The sequence below is a fragment of the Chryseobacterium formosum genome, from assembly GCF_026460885.1.
In the GTDB taxonomy this organism is placed as follows: Bacteria; Bacteroidota; Bacteroidia; order Flavobacteriales; family Weeksellaceae; genus Chryseobacterium; species Chryseobacterium formosus.
Genome location: NZ_JAOVZW010000010.1, coordinates 82781 through 97298 on the forward strand (window position 1 = coordinate 82781; position 14518 = coordinate 97298).

The window sequence follows — 14518 nt, forward strand, 5'->3', positions numbered from 1 at the left end:
TTCTATTCAAATCCATCAGGGATTTTGCAAACCGGAGGACAAGGCTTTGCATAATCAAAGGTATTCGAAATTGTTTCTGTACTTCCGCCTAGATTTTTAACAAAAGAAATAAAAATAAGCGCAGGAAGCTGCTTTTGATAAATTTCAGAATATTTTAATCCAAATGAACAAACGAAGCTCACTTCCACTTCAGATTTGGTGATTTTATCAAACGGAACATAAAATTTATTGAAAATACTTTTCCCTCCGTTTTGTTTGTATTCAGCATAAAACCAATCCTGTCCGTTACTTTGCCAAGATTCAATAGAATCAACCGCTTTATCCTGCTCCATGATTGGTTTGCTCGCAACCGGCATAAACATATCAGAATCATTATCTATTTTGCGCATATCTTTCGACAAAACAGCATTCTTCACAACCGTATAGGTCTGAATTTCTGTGAGTTTTAAATCTTGCTCTAAAGGTTCGAAAACAGAATATGGAACTTCTCCTACTGCCATTTTATTTCCTTTTTCGTCAAGTGGGCAAAGCATGATGTTTAATCGACCTTCAATAACGCCAACTTCAGCACAAAATTCTTTGTTTGCGTTTGCTTTTTTAAGCCAATCAACTTGTTCTGGGGTGATGTTAAAAATATAATTCTCCGGGAAAAGATTTTCAAGACTTCGTAAATCGGTCTTAGAAGTCATCCATCCTTCCACTGCTGTGGTGTACTGATCTCTGTTTAGATTCTGCATTAATAAAGGTTTTTTAAGTTTAGGCCATAAATTTATCGAATCTACAGAAGCTATACAAACATCTGTTTAATAAATAAGAATAATTTAATAATTCCTCACCGTAACATGAAAACAACTTTGCTGTCTTTCCTTAATATAATAAATTCGACCTGCATCAGCATAATATTTTAAAACCTTTTCCAAAGCCACTTCCATTTTTGGATTATTTTTTAAAACTCCGTTAAAACGAACGTAAGAAATATCGAAAGAATTGCCATAATTATGTGAACTAATCCCTAAACTTGCATTAGAATTTACTTTTCTCAGTCTGCATTGATCTTCAAGCGTTCTCGTAATCGAAGAAACTGTAAAAGTATGGCCTTTAGTTTCTTTGCTGAATTTTGAACCGATTTTTTCTAAAGTGGATTTTGCTTTTGAAACTAAATATGCTCTGCTGTAATCTAATTTTTGAACCTTAAATCCTTTTCCTGATTTTTTAACCGTGTGAAACTTCCCTTTGTTGATGTATTTCTGAACCTGAGAAGTGTTTTTCAGAATGTTCACATTAAAACTTTTTGATGCATCCAAATGTGGCTTATAAAGCGCAGTTGGCTCAACCTTCAAAACCTCAGTTAAATCATAACAAGGAAGAGATTTTGTCGACTTTTGACTGTAAAAAGAATGTGAAAAAATAATAAGAATTATAAACAGGTACTTTTTCATGAAAAGCTATTTAGAATTTTAAAACAAGTAAATTTTGATTTTCTTACGCTCAAAGATATTAATTTAATGCAACGTCATAATAATTTACGATTAAAAAAACACCTGTAAATTATGTTAAATAATTAAATAATCATTAAAAAATAGACCACAACACCCAATTTATAAATATTAAAAATATATAAATAATAAATTATTAATTTTTGTACATTAGCTCTCTAATTTAAAAATACATTAAAAGATGATTTCAAAAACTTCAAAATTCGTAGCAGAAATGTTCGGAACAATGGTCTTGGTATTAATGGGTTGCGGAAGCGCAGTTATTGCAGGCGCAGATGGAACTACAGGCGTAGGACTTTTAGGAATTTCCTTTGCATTTGGCTTAAGTGTCGTAGCAATGGCTTATGCGATTGGCCACATTTCAGGATGCCACATTAATCCCGCAATTTCTATTGCAATGGTTACAGCCGGAAGAATGAAAATGGACGAAGCAGTTCGTTATGTGATCGCTCAAATTCTTGGAGCCATCATCGGAGCCGGAATTCTATACCTGATTTTCATCAATCATCCCGGTGCAGAAATGAAACCTTGGGCTTTAGGATCAAACGGTTGGGGAACAGGATATTTAGATGCTTACAACATGACTGCAGCTTTCGTGGCGGAATTTGTTTTCACATTCATCTTTTTGATGGTGATTTTAGGATCAACTTCTACAAAAAACATCAATGGTGGATTTGCTGGTTTAGCAATAGGACTGGCTTTAGTCTTAATACATATCGTGGGAATTAAAATCACTGGAGTTTCTGTAAACCCGGCAAGAAGTATCGGTCCGGCAATTTTTGCAGGCGGAGAAGCACTTTCTCAACTATGGTTATTTATTGTAGCACCAGTTTTAGGAGGAATTTTTGCAGCATTTACTTACAATTTGTTAATTGAAAAACCTGAAGCGAAATAGTTTCAGAATTTATATAAAAATCAAATCCTGTCTTTATCGGACAGGATTTTCTATTTTATTTTCTTAATATCAAAAGGATTTTTAAAGATGAGTTCTTTGTGTTTTCCTTTGACTTCCATTTTCTTGTATAAAAGATTGAGCGCCATTTTTCTAATAAATAAATCTTTATCTGCCAATTTCCAATAAGAATCTTCGTGAACAGTTTTAGGTTTTCGAATTAAATAAAATTCAGTTTCCCAAGAATCAACATTGTGATAAAATTCGATAATTCCGCAATGTTCAGGAATTGCAGAATGTTCAATCATTCCCATTGGTAATAGAAAGCTGAAAGAATTACAAATATAATCTCCACAACAAATTTTATCGTGTTTTAAAAATTTTTCGCCTGTAGAAATATTGACGTAAGATTTTTTAAAATCATTTTTAAAATCACTTTTTGAAAGCTTAATTTCTATTTCATGACTGAAACCTTCTGCATTAATAATCAAAATATCAGCTTCCCAATCCGCCTGAAAGTGATTGGTCAATACAATTTCTTTCTCAAAATCACATTGAGAATGAATATAAGCATGAACAAGTTCTTCAATTTTCAGTTTCATTTAATCTTAAATTTCAAATCAAGAAACAAGCAAACTGCAACCACGAATATCAGAATGATCAATTCTACCTAATACTTGGAATTTATCGCCTATTATTTTACCCAAATCCTGAGTTGCAATAAATGAACACGAATGAATATTTGCCAAATCAATGATATTAATCGCTCCGGTTCTACCCTCTTTTTCATAATTAAAAGGATCTTCAGCATTTCTTACCAAAACCCGCATCCAACTTGGACACTGATAAATATTTTCACCTAAAGAATATGCCTGAGAAAGTAACTCCGTCATGGAATATTCAGAATAAATCTTATTGGTTTTAAATCCGTTTTGCAAAATTTCCAGCAATTCATCTTTTGTCATTTCTTCTTTTCTGCCTTTCATTCCACCGGTTTCAATTATGGTCAAAGTGTTGGAGAGTTTGAGAGTTTGAGAGTTTGAGTTGCAATAATCTAAAAAGTCTAAAAGTGCAAAAGAGACTCCAAAAAGACTAACTTTTTTATCTTTTAAATCATTCAATAATGTAAATAAATCTTCGTGATTATAAAGAAAATATCCGTTTTCTCGCTTATCAGATTTTTTCATTAGGTAATCAACCATGTAAATCAGCGACGAATTTTGTTTTTCCAAATAACTTGGTAATAAACCTAAGAAAATAAAATCTTCCGGCTTTCCAATAAACTGTTCAAAACTTTTGTAAATACTTTCCTCGTAAAGATTTGTATCAGCAATAAAATGTTTAGACAAATTCATCTGCGTTGTTCCAGAACTCTGAAAAAACAAATCTGTTGAAATATTTTTATTTAAAATCTGATGATTTTTAAACATTTCAATCGGCAAAAAAGGAATTTTCGCCAACGAATCTACATTTTGAGGATTGATATTCAGATAATCAACAAACTTTCTATAAATATCAATATTTTCATATTGAAAACGGAAAGTTTCGAGACAAGCTGTCAAAAAATCTTCTTCGGTTTGTATGTCAAAAATATTTTTCAATGTAATTTTCAGATTAAATGTAAAGCTTATTGATTCAAAATGAATCTTTTATGGATTTAAGCTTAATAATTCACAATTAATTTATTTAAAAGAGCCAATTTTGGTTAGGTTTTTGTAACATGAACTGCGGAATATGGATTAGTAATAAAGGCTGTAGAACCTTTATTCAAGAATTACCTCTTTTGGGGTAATTTTTTTTATTCCTGTTTTTCAAAAGTTTTTAACTCAAAATCATGTTCAAAAACTCCATAGGTGAAATACGAAATCCAGTCTCCTAAGTTGATGTATTTTGAATCTTTTCCTAAATCTAAAACCATCGGCAAATGACGATGACCATAAATAAAATAATCGATTTTCTCAGTTTCCAGCTTTTTTTTAGAATAGATAATCAAAAACTCTTTGTCTTCACCTAAAAATTCTTTGTCTTCATCTCCCGAAATCATTTTATTTTTCTGAGACATATACAACGCTATTTTCATAGCAATATCCGGATGAAGCCATTTAAAAAACCATTGAGCAACAGGATTTGTAAAAACTTTTTTCATTCTTTTATACCCTTTATCTCCGGGTCCTAATCCGTCTCCATGAGCTAAAAGAAACTGTTTTCCTGCGATTTCGAAATATTGTTTTTTATAAAAAACGGTACATCCAATTTCTTCTTCCAAATAATCTTTCATCCACAAATCGTGGTTTCCGACAAAAAAATAAATCTGAACTCCATGATCTTTTAATTCGGCAATTTTACCGAGAACACGCACGTAACCTTTTGGAATAACGTGATTCCATTCATGCCAAAAATCAAACAAATCACCCATCAAAAACAAAACCTGAGCATCATTTTTGATCTCATTCATCCAACGGATAAATTTCTGCTCACGAATTTTACTCTGTTTCGGATCTGGTGCACCAAAATGTTGATCTGAAGCAAAGTAAACTTTTTTTCCGGGTTCTAAATTGATGGTTGTCTTTAGCACTTATTACGTTTTAAATTCAGCAAAAATTTATTGATTATCTTCTGCAAACCACTCTCCGTAAGAGTTTTCGGTTTCATGAAGTTTAAGATAGGCTAAAGAAATTCCTTCCGGAAGTTTTGTTTTTATTTTCGCTGCAATAGCATATAACATATTTTCGCAAGTTGGCTGAAAGTTGCAATAAATCACTTTCTGACCTTTATTTTCAAGCTCTTCACCCATTTCTCTATGCGGAGAAACGCCATTTATTAAAACTGAATGATCCCAAACATCAACAATTTCTTCCTTTACAATGGTTTTAATGTCACCAAAATCTACCACCATTCCATTTTTAGGATTTTCTAGATCATTGATTGGCTTTCCTTTTACAGTCACGAAAAGTTTGTAAGAATGTCCATGCATATTTTTACACTTTCCGTCATAATTGTACAAAACATGAGCAGTTTCGAATGTAAAAATTTTTGTAATACGTATCATGGTGCAAAGATAAGGAAATTCAATATGTAAACGAATGACCTTTGCCTGACTTTAATTTTGATTTAACTAAAATACCATTGCAATCGATGCAACTAAAACAATCGGAACAACAATAATTAAAACCGGTAAAATAAGATTTAAAACAGCCTTACCTATCGAAAATTTTTGCACTTCTGAAAGCCCGATTACCATAAAAACAAGAGTTGTAAGCGATAATAAAATACTTATGATGAATGAAATCCAGAAAACGATGTTTGCGACAATATTTGTTTCTAAATATCCTGCGAAATCCGTAAAATAATCAACACCGTAAACGGCAATCTGCAAAAATAAAAAGGACAAACCTAAAATTGAAGGAATCATTGCATAAGCCATCATTCTAAAAATGGAAGAAGTATTTCCAACGCCATTCAACCATTTTCCGGACCAGCTTATCAGTGCCGCATAAATATAATAGGAAATCCACCCCAAAGCTCCACCAATAATTACACATCCGAAAACTATTGAAAACAATGATGAGTGATCGCCCATATTTTTTGAACTTGCACGTTCAAAAGCTCTTACCACACCTGCTAAAAATAAAAGTAAGTAAAAATATTTTTCATAGCGGGTGTCATTTATAAATCTAAAAACCCTTCGAGGTTCAGTCCAGATTTTTGTAAAAACGTCTTTGTCAGACAGTACATTATATTTTTCAAATTCTTCAAAACGATTTTCAGTGATTTTTGTTTCCATGGAGTTTTTATTGAACGACGAAAATAATGATATTTCTTAAAAATAAAAGCTTAAACCCATACCTTCTTTAATTTTCTAAAGGATTTTTATTAAAATAATTAAAATTTACGGCTGAAAAATAAGATTTAAATAAATGCGTTATCAAAATATGAAAACTATAACCTTACTTTTAATAACAATAAGCTCATTTATTGCTGCTCAACAAAGAGTATTGACAACACATCCTTCTCTCGAAAACAAAATAGGAAAACATTTCCCGATTGAAAACTATAAAAATCAGGATGGGAAAAATTTTACATCCGATTATTTAAAAGACAAGCCTACTTTCATCAATTTTTGGTCGACCACTTGCGAACCCTTGCATTGAAGAGCTTCCTTATTTAAATAAATTAAAAGAAAAATTAGGAGATAAAGTTAGATTTATAGCCATTACTCACGATAACAATGACAGAGTTGAAAAATTTCTAACCAAACATGAATTCAATTTTCAGCATGTCACAGATTCTTTAAAAGAACTGCAATCGTACTTCAAGCTCATCCGAAATCCTATGACTTTTGTTGTTGACAAAAACGGAAACATTCAGGAAATCACAGGAACTATCGATGAATCTAAGTTTGATATGATTGTGAAAATCTTGAGCGAATAATCAAAGTTTATTTAGCCAATCTTCATCCAACCTTTGAATTTTCTGTGTTTCTTTATTAATAAAAACCCAAAGCGTCAAAGAATCAACAACCAACTGATCATTACAATAAAACTCAACTTTTCTCGGCTGACGAATTCCTTCGGGAGGTTTTGGATAGGTTTTTATGGTAATTAAATCATTCAAATAAACCTGCTTTTTGTATTGAATGTGATGATCAAGTAACATCCAAATATCGTTTGGAAAACCTAATTTATCTTTTACAGAATCCCAATGTTCACCAGCAATTCCTTCAACCCATTTCACATATTGAACATTATTGACATGATTATTTCCGTCGATATGTTCTTCCGTTATTAATATCTGCTTTTCAAAAATCAAACCCATATTCAAAGATAGGATTTTCAATCTGAACTCATTTCTTTGAATAATTTTGATTAAATTAGTTTCACAAAACACACAAATGATTTTAGATATTTTCTTTCCGAATCGCTGTATTCATTGCAATAAAATAATTGATGGCAATTCGTTGGTTTGCAATCTTTGTTTTGAGCAAATTCATTTTACCCATTTCAATTTTTTTGAGAACAATTACATTAAGGAAAAATGCAAATTACTTTTTCCTATTGAGAACGCTTTTTCTCTCATGCAGTTTGAAGAAGAAAGTTTAAGCCGAAAAATTATTCACGAATTAAAATATAAAAGCCGTGAAAGAGCAGGAAAAGTTTTAGCTGAATGGACGACAGACCATTTAGATTTTAAAGATGAAAAACCAGATTTATTAGTTTCTGTTCCTTTACATTCTAAAAAACTGAAAGAGAGAGGATACAACCAGCTTCATTTGTTTACCGAAACTTTATCGAAGTTTTATGAAATTCCTTATAGTCATGATGTAATGAAAAGAAACCACTATTCAAAAGCTCAAGCTTTGAAAGATAAGGAACATCGTTTGGCTACAGAAAATACATTTTCTATTACACAAAAAATTTCGGGGAAACATATTTTACTGATTGATGATGTTTTCACAACCGGAAACACGATTTCTTCGATTGCTTGGGAAATTTTGAAAGCTGGAGATAATAAAGTGAGTGTTTTGGTGATGGCGATGGATGAATAATACTCTGATAAGATTTATCTTTTATTTGACGGTAATATTTTCTATTCTTTTTTATAATTTTAATAAAAACTAATCATGATGCCAAATCTTATATTATTACACGGCGCTTTAGGTCACAGTGATATTTTTGAGCCATTTACAAAAGAACTTTCCAAATATTTCACTATTCATAAGCCTCTATTTTCAGGGCACGGAAATATTGAAATTCCTGAAAATGGAATTACGATTGAAAAATACACACAAGAATTAAAAGAATTTATTGATAAAGAAAACTTGAATGATATTCATATTTTCGGACACAGCATGGGTGGTTATGTTGCGCTTTGTTATGCTTTGGAAAATCAAAAAATATTGAATTCCATTATGACTTTAGGAACAAAATTCGACTGGACTGAAGAACAAGCTTTGAAAGAAAGCAAGATGCTGAATCCTGAAGTTATTGCAGAAAAAATTCCGAAATATGCTGAATTATTAAAAAACCAACATGGTGAAAAATGGAGACAATTACTTCCTGCCATTTCTGAAATGATGATTTCTTTGGGTAAAAATCCACCATTAAAAAATCATTTGGAGAAAATCAATCTTCCGGTTCAGATTATGGTGGGAGATAAAGATAGTATGGTAACACTCGAAGAAAGCATTGAAGTTTACAGAAATATTCCGAACGCAAAATTAGCCATACTTCCCGGCACGAAACATCCGATGGATAAAGTACGTCCTAATTTATTATTGAATCTGATGAAAGATTTTTGGAATTTATCTTAATCTTTTTCAATGGTTCAATCAAGGTTTCAAAAAAAAGCTGTTCCGTGGAGAACAGCTTTAGAAAAATCAAAAATTATTTAAAAGGATTAGCCCATTTTTTATTGGTATAAACATCGCTTCCCGATAGCGTCTTTAGAAATGCAATGACAGCATCAGTTTCTTGAGCAGTCAGATTTAATTTTTGCCCGACACCATTCGGAGTTAAACGGGGATCAAGATTTGTATTTCCTGCTGCCTGATTAATATTTGCATAATGACCAATAACCTGTTGCAATGTGGTAAGATTTCCGGTGTGCATAAACTGCCCGTTCTCCATACCGTTACTTCTCGTTACATTTCTTAAGCTTGGCGCTCTCGTATTTGTAATATCTATTCCTACACCACTTATTTTTCCTATAATTCCATTATTTCTGGAGTTTGGATCAATATCAAATTCCGGAGCAGCGTGACAAGCTGCACAACCCAATCCGCCTCCTGTACGATTTCCTGATGCATTGAAGACAGGAGGTGCAATGAATAGATTTTTACCCTGATTTTCCTGCGCTGTAAAATTCGCAAACGGTTGCTGATCATTAGGACTTGTTGCTCTTCCTGCATCATATTTAGAATCAAAAGACTGAATACTTCTGATAAACTGCGCCAAAGCATTCTGAATTCTGGTTTGCGTAACAGTAGCATCTCCATAAACAAACTTGAACATTTCCTGATAATATTTAATGTTTTGAAGTTTGGCTATCAGATCCTGAAGAGTTCCGTCTCCATTTGTTCCGCTGAAACCCATTTCATTATGATCCTGAATAGGAAAAGTAGTTTGTGCTTCTAAATTTGTTGCTCTTTCGTCCCAGAAAAATTTCATTTCATTTCCAAATCTGGCATTTACAAGCCTCATTGAATGTCTTCCGGTATTTCCGTTTACACCTACGCTTGCAACAACATTATCTCCAAAAGCAAGTTCCTGTTTATGACAGCTTGAGCATGAAATCGTGTTGTTTTTGGATAAATTTTTATCATAAAACAACATCCTTCCCAAAGTCGCTCCCTTATCAGTAATAGGATTTCCAGCCGTATTATCTCTTGTAATATATGCCGGTTTGGCTTGATTAGCATAATTTTCGAGACTACTTAAATTGATATTGGAACCAAAAGCCGCCAAAATCCCAGGATACTCTTCCTGATTAACAGGAATTCCTTCATACACATCATCTCCAGAGCAGGAATAAAGTATTGCCACAACAAAGAAAGCGGGAAAAAGCAATAGTTTTAAGTTTTTTTTCATCATTTGTTTTTTGAATATATTTAGTTTAAGTTTTTAAATTTTAATGTTTTACGATAATTTTCTTTGAAGTCGTGTTTTTATCATTAGAAATTTTTACAATGTAGCTTCCGTTATACAGAGTCTGCGTATCAAAATAAGCAATGGTACTACCTTTAACCAATTGTGTTTTCATCACCAACTTTCCGGACATATCATATAAATCTATGTCTAAATCGTATTTTAATAAATGATCAACCTGTATCAACAATAAATCGCTAACAGGATTTGGGAACAAAACCGTATTGATATTTTTGAATTCAGCTTCAGAGACAGCCAGGTTGGAATGATAAGTAGTTGTAGTTTCTGTTACCGACGTTACTTTTCTGTTGGCATATACTCCGTAATAAGTAGGTCCTATTAAATACGGATAAGCAGAATTGTGATTCGCATCTACAGTTGCAAAATAGCAATATGTTCCATTGGGATATTCAGGCGTTTTACAAAATCTTCCGTTATGTTCATCAAGATAATCATCCTGCCCTATATGAGCCACCCATTCATAATCCTGAATACATGATCCTAAAGGATAAGTAGAATTAATCGGAGGACCCGCAGTAACAGAAGCTCCATTAATCGTATTTCTTACTGTAATATTTCTTAGCTGATATCCCGATTTCATTCTGATAATTCCACCTGTACCGTCTGCATTTTTGTAAGCATAAGCTCCGTAAATAGGATATCCGTCGTAAGCAAAGCCAATAAGAGGAGAATGTTGAGAAGTATTAATCGTGTAAAGCCCATTTGCATCATAAAGATTACACACCGTAGAAATTACATTCAGGTCATATTTAAAAGCTGAAGGATTCTGGTGATGATGATAATTTGTACCTGCAGGATGTCCTTTGGAGCAGTCGAATCCCAATTTTTCATAAACAATTGCATCACGTTGCCAAACTCCATCACCCGTTCCACCTACAGGACCACCTGCCCAAGCGTTTGTGGATGATTTCCAAGATGCACCATCCTTAGGATCAAATCCAGCAACACCATTGATAAAAACCGCAATATTTCCTAATGCTGTCGCAGTGGGAGTTCCTGTATTTTGTACAGGAGTTAAAGGGAATTTAAAAATAGCATTTTGATTTCCTGCCTGATTGGGATTTCCGTCCTGAAAAGGACCTGTAGGATAAGCAGGGATACCTTTTGTAGAAATATATACGTTACTCACAGAATATTGTACAGCCTGACAATTTACCAAAATACTGTTTGACTGAGGTGTAGAATTTCCGTTCGGGTAATAAGTTCCAGTTGCAGAAGTATTTTGCAGCCAAGAAGTAATTGCGGGACCTTGAGCATCTGCAAAAGCTCCCAGTAAAGATAAAAACAGAAATGTATTTTTTTTTCCCATGCTTATGTTTTTGAAGTTCCTTTTATTGATGTGAAGTTTTCAATAATTGTTTAGACGACATTATATTTACTTTCCTTCGGGTTGTTGTAAAATTTCTTTCGGAAACTGGAAATCGGAATTCTTCACAAATTCTCTATCATTCAATGTGAGTAGAAATGCAATGAGATCGACTTTATCATTATCGGAAAGTACAATCTTTTTGGCAAGTTCTTTCGAAACTTTTGAGTTCGACTGAATACCTTTTGTATAATGATCTATAACCTGGCTCAATCTTGTAAATCTCCCATCGTGCATATAAGGATAAGAATAACTGAGATTTCTGAGCGAAGGTATTTTGAACATCAAATTGTCTTCCTTTCGTTGGGTAACTCCCATTCTTCCAATATCTTTCAAATATGAATCTTTCGGCAAGCCGTTGTTCGCAAATTTATAAGACGAAAAAAGTGGTTCCTGATGGCAGGAATTACAATTTCTTTTAAAAAGTTCATAGCCTTTTTGCTCCTTTTCAGTAAAATTTTCTGTTCCGCTTTTTACTTTGTCATATATAGAATTCGCCGAAACCAACGTAAGCTGAAATTGGGCAAGAGCCTTCAACAAATGCTGTCCGGTTATTGTACTATCGGTAAAAGCTTTATAAAAAAGGGTTCGATACATTTTTTTTCCTTGTAATTTTTTAATCACATTCTCTAGAGATTCTGCCATTTCTTTTTTATCACTAATCGGAGCTAAAGCCTGAACTTCAATATGATTGATCGCTCCATCCCACATGAATTGTTTTTGCCAGCAAGATTAAAAAGAGCAGGAGCATTTCGTTTACCGATAGAATCACCAATTCCATGACTTAATGAATGATCTGTATGTGCAAAAGCATTGTATGAAGTATGACAGGAAGCACAGGAAATGGTTCCGTCTTTTGATAAAACAGGATCATAAAACAAAACTCTTCCTAGTTCTACTTTTTCACGGGTAAGCGGTTCTTTGTTAAAATCATAGACAGGTTTAGGAAAATATTCGGGAATATAAAGTTTGTAAAGATCTTGTATGGTAAAAGCCAGTAAAGGAAGAAGGAACAAAAAAAGAAAAAGGTATTTTTTTATTCCTCTTATTGCTACATGATATTTACTATTAAAATTCATAACAATCTTTAATTTTAAACATCAAATTAATTACCTACAAAAAATACCTTTTGAAACTGACGAGCCAAAATCATCGATTTTTCTCCCGGAGACATCACGGTATGAGTTTTATTCAAATCAATTTGCGATAAAAACTGCAAAATATCTATCAAAATTGTGTTCCGTTTATTTTTTAATGGTAAAACAACAGTTTGTAAAGCGGAAAAAGGCTGCAAATAACCTCCCACATGAAACTGAAAATATTTGTGTGGAAATGTAGATTTTTTTGAAGTACCCTCAACTTTAAAATTGATATATCCGCTTTGCCATGACCAATACATTCCGTTTACGGGATCCAAATCGCCTCCCATTGCTCCCGATACATTGGTAAGACTGTCAATGCCTATAATAAATTGAATTTCATCAAAATCTTCAGAAATATTTTTATCAAAATTTATTTCAAGTTTGTTTTCAAGGTCAATTAAAAAAGATTTTTCCTGATTTTTATAAATTGTTTTTCCTGATTTTTTAAAACAGATATCCGAAACGTAAAATTTTAATTTAGATATGGAAATGACATCATCTTTCAATGTATATTTTTTATCCTTTTCCAATTTTTCAGAACCCCAAACCGGACTAAATTCTAATCCGGCAAAGGTATTCTGCGAAAAAAGAAAATTCACCGAAGCGAAAAAAATAAAAACGAAATAATTTTTTTTCATCTCTCGTGTGGTGGTTTTGGACCCGTAGCAAACAAAGATTCAAATTCATCAATAAGATCATCAAAATTCTTTATCTGATTGGGATGGCAAATTCTTTTTATATCTTGAAAATGTTTAAAATTTATTTTTTCGGTTTCCATACTTACCTTTCCGATTTGCTGAACCAGAGAGTCTCTATTTTCCTGACTGCTATTCTTCAACAAAGAATAATATTGCGTCTTGAGACCAATCATTTCATGCTCTTTTTCTCTGATCTGCATTCTGTGCTGCACAATTAGATCATCATATTTCCGTACTTGATTTTCATTAAAATGAAGGCGTTCAATGATCAGATCTCTAGGACCAGAGTGGTGCGGAGGTTTTTTCATAAAAATAAACACTGCCAATAACAGATTGGAAGCCAGCAAACCAATTATGATAAAAATATAAAAACTGTTCTTACTCATAAGAAAAGGTATTTTGTGATTTTATCATAAATAAGACATCAAAATCGGATTTGGAAGAATCTTTTTTACTGTCAATAAGTTTAATATTAAAGCTGATTAAAATGATGATCATCGCTGCAGCCATTAAAATCCATTTCGGAGAGACAAATTCATTCTTCTTATTCTCAATCTTTCTGAGAATTTGCGAATAAAGTTGTGAAGGAGCCTCAACTTCTTTAATATTTTCCAATATCCGTAACTGATCTTCCATTACATATTTAGACGATTTATTTTTCATATTCCTTCTGTTGATTTAGTTTCTGGATAAGATTTTTTTTCGCACGCTGAAAAAGAGACTCCACCGCTTTCTGGCTGAGATTCATAATATCGGCAGTTTCCTGCTGAGAATTGCCTTCAATTTTCAATAAAATGACTGCCGTTTTTTGATCATTTGGAAGCATATTAATACAACCAAATATTTTCATTATTTCTTCTTTCTGCTCTAAAACTACGCCTGGATGATTAAAATCCGTCGGCTCATATTGCTTGTTTTCATGATCAGAATCTCTTAATAAACCGAAAAAGAATCTTTTTTGTGAGTTTTTATGTTTAAGAAAATCTAAAGAAGTATTTATCGCAATGCGGTAAATCCATGTTTTTAAAGACGACTCGTTTTTAAAGCCATCTAATTTTTGAGATATTTTCACAAAAACATCCTGAGTTATTTCTTCAGCATCTTCTGTATTCTGGGTATATTGCAATGCAAGGTTATACACCATTTTCTGATACTGATAAAAAACAAGCTCGAAATTCATATTTCGATTTTCATTTCGGTCAGTTTTTATTTTAGACGAGAAAAAATAATTTTTCCTTCGGTCTATTTTAAAATTTCAGT

Annotated in this window: 19 protein-coding genes and 3 pseudogenes; 6 read left to right on the forward strand and 16 right to left on the reverse strand. The window is 32.6% G+C overall.

Annotated features, from left to right (window positions below; genetic code table 11):
- Positions 1-2: 2 nt before the first annotated feature.
- Together OF897_RS09095 and OF897_RS09100 are read right to left on the reverse strand one after the other, a co-directional pair.
- The gene (locus OF897_RS09095; RefSeq protein WP_267265382.1) at positions 3-737 is read right to left on the reverse strand and encodes a hypothetical protein; all 735 of its coding nucleotides are present in this window, start codon (positions 735-737) and stop codon (positions 3-5) included.
- 84 nt (positions 738-821) lie between these two features.
- Positions 822-1439 (reverse strand): DUF5715 family protein, encoded by a 618-nt coding sequence (locus OF897_RS09100; RefSeq protein WP_267265383.1) that lies wholly within the window; start codon positions 1437-1439, stop codon positions 822-824.
- 238 nt (positions 1440-1677) lie between these two features.
- Here OF897_RS09100 and aqpZ point away from each other — a divergent pair, with 238 nt between their 5' ends.
- Positions 1678-2391 (forward strand): aquaporin Z, encoded by a 714-nt coding sequence (gene aqpZ, locus OF897_RS09105; protein ID WP_267265384.1) that lies wholly within the window; start codon positions 1678-1680, stop codon positions 2389-2391.
- A 50-nt stretch (positions 2392-2441) separates the two neighbouring features.
- Here the strand turns inward: aqpZ and OF897_RS09110 are convergent, their stop codons facing one another.
- The 5 genes from OF897_RS09110 to OF897_RS09130 form a co-directional block, all read right to left on the reverse strand.
- Complete coding sequence (locus OF897_RS09110) at positions 2442-2990, reverse strand: hypothetical protein (protein WP_267265385.1); 549 nt, start codon at positions 2988-2990, stop codon at positions 2442-2444.
- Positions 2991-3008: 18 nt separating this feature from the next.
- Positions 3009-3989 (reverse strand): long-chain-fatty-acid--protein ligase, encoded by a 981-nt coding sequence (locus tag OF897_RS09115; RefSeq protein WP_267265386.1) that lies wholly within the window; start codon positions 3987-3989, stop codon positions 3009-3011.
- A gap of 197 nt (positions 3990-4186) precedes the next feature.
- Positions 4187-4963, reverse strand: a complete 777-nt coding sequence (locus OF897_RS09120; protein WP_267265387.1) for a UDP-2,3-diacylglucosamine diphosphatase — start codon at positions 4961-4963, stop codon at positions 4187-4189.
- A gap of 27 nt (positions 4964-4990) precedes the next feature.
- Complete coding sequence (queD, locus tag OF897_RS09125) at positions 4991-5437, reverse strand: 6-carboxytetrahydropterin synthase QueD (protein ID WP_056034206.1); 447 nt, start codon at positions 5435-5437, stop codon at positions 4991-4993.
- A 66-nt stretch (positions 5438-5503) separates the two neighbouring features.
- Positions 5504-6172 carry a Yip1 family protein gene (locus tag OF897_RS09130; protein WP_267265388.1) on the reverse strand — a complete coding sequence of 223 codons (669 nt, stop codon included), beginning with the start codon at positions 6170-6172 and terminating at the stop codon, positions 5504-5506.
- 148 nt (positions 6173-6320) lie between these two features.
- Here OF897_RS09130 and OF897_RS09135 point away from each other — a divergent pair, with 148 nt between their 5' ends.
- Together OF897_RS09135 and OF897_RS21670 are read left to right on the forward strand one after the other, a co-directional pair.
- Positions 6321-6539, forward strand: a complete 219-nt coding sequence (locus tag OF897_RS09135) for a TlpA family protein disulfide reductase (RefSeq protein ID WP_267265389.1) — start codon at positions 6321-6323, stop codon at positions 6537-6539.
- A pseudogene (locus OF897_RS21670) lies at positions 6535-6702 on the forward strand (peroxiredoxin family protein); the annotation flags it as partial. The gene OF897_RS09135 and the pseudogene OF897_RS21670, both read left to right, overlap by 5 nt.
- Positions 6703-6819: 117 nt before the next feature.
- Here the strand turns inward: OF897_RS21670 and OF897_RS09140 are convergent.
- A complete protein-coding gene (locus OF897_RS09140; protein WP_267265390.1) occupies positions 6820-7224 on the reverse strand; it encodes an acyl-CoA thioesterase in 405 nt (134 codons plus the stop codon).
- Between the two features lie 55 nt (positions 7225-7279).
- On the opposite strand from OF897_RS09140, the pseudogene OF897_RS21600 reads away from it, so the two are divergent.
- From OF897_RS21600 to OF897_RS09150, 3 genes and pseudogenes are all read left to right on the forward strand, one after another.
- Positions 7280-7336, forward strand: a pseudogene (locus tag OF897_RS21600) (hypothetical protein); the annotation flags it as partial.
- 126 nt (positions 7337-7462) lie between these two features.
- Positions 7463-7933, forward strand: coding sequence for a ComF family protein (locus tag OF897_RS09145; RefSeq protein WP_323809040.1), 471 nt, complete (start codon positions 7463-7465; stop codon positions 7931-7933).
- A gap of 75 nt (positions 7934-8008) precedes the next feature.
- Entirely contained in the window at positions 8009-8698 is a 690-nt protein-coding gene (locus tag OF897_RS09150) for an alpha/beta fold hydrolase (RefSeq protein WP_267265392.1), read from the forward strand.
- A gap of 73 nt (positions 8699-8771) precedes the next feature.
- Here OF897_RS09150 and OF897_RS09155 read toward each other — a convergent pair whose 3' ends face one another.
- The 8 genes and pseudogenes from OF897_RS09155 to OF897_RS09190 all read right to left on the reverse strand — a co-directional run bounded on the left by OF897_RS09155 (position 8772) and on the right by OF897_RS09190 (position 14438).
- A complete protein-coding gene (locus tag OF897_RS09155) occupies positions 8772-9974 on the reverse strand; it encodes a cytochrome-c peroxidase (RefSeq protein ID WP_267265393.1) in 1203 nt (400 codons plus the stop codon).
- Positions 9975-10014: 40 nt separating this feature from the next.
- Positions 10015-11361, reverse strand: coding sequence for a YHYH protein (locus tag OF897_RS09160; RefSeq protein WP_267265394.1), 1347 nt, complete (start codon positions 11359-11361; stop codon positions 10015-10017).
- A gap of 66 nt (positions 11362-11427) precedes the next feature.
- The gene (locus OF897_RS09165) at positions 11428-11958 is read right to left on the reverse strand and encodes a cytochrome-c peroxidase (RefSeq protein WP_407648298.1); all 531 of its coding nucleotides are present in this window, start codon (positions 11956-11958) and stop codon (positions 11428-11430) included.
- Positions 11938-12497, reverse strand: a pseudogene (locus OF897_RS09170) (cytochrome-c peroxidase); the annotation flags it as partial. The pseudogene OF897_RS09170 and the gene OF897_RS09165, both read right to left, overlap by 21 nt.
- Before the next feature lie 26 nt (positions 12498-12523).
- On the reverse strand, positions 12524-13198 hold the full coding sequence (locus OF897_RS09175) for an MbnP family protein (RefSeq protein WP_267265397.1): 675 nt from the start codon (positions 13196-13198) through the stop codon (positions 12524-12526).
- Complete coding sequence (locus OF897_RS09180; RefSeq protein ID WP_267265398.1) at positions 13195-13644, reverse strand: hypothetical protein; 450 nt, start codon at positions 13642-13644, stop codon at positions 13195-13197. The genes OF897_RS09175 and OF897_RS09180 overlap by 4 nt, the downstream gene beginning before the upstream one ends.
- Positions 13637-13921 carry a hypothetical protein gene (locus OF897_RS09185; RefSeq protein WP_267265399.1) on the reverse strand — a complete coding sequence of 95 codons (285 nt, stop codon included), beginning with the start codon at positions 13919-13921 and terminating at the stop codon, positions 13637-13639. Before OF897_RS09185 ends, OF897_RS09180 begins: the two co-directional genes overlap by 8 nt.
- Positions 13911-14438 (reverse strand): RNA polymerase sigma factor, encoded by a 528-nt coding sequence (locus OF897_RS09190; protein ID WP_267265400.1) that lies wholly within the window; start codon positions 14436-14438, stop codon positions 13911-13913. Before OF897_RS09190 ends, OF897_RS09185 begins: the two co-directional genes overlap by 11 nt.
- Positions 14439-14518: the final 80 nt, after the last annotated feature.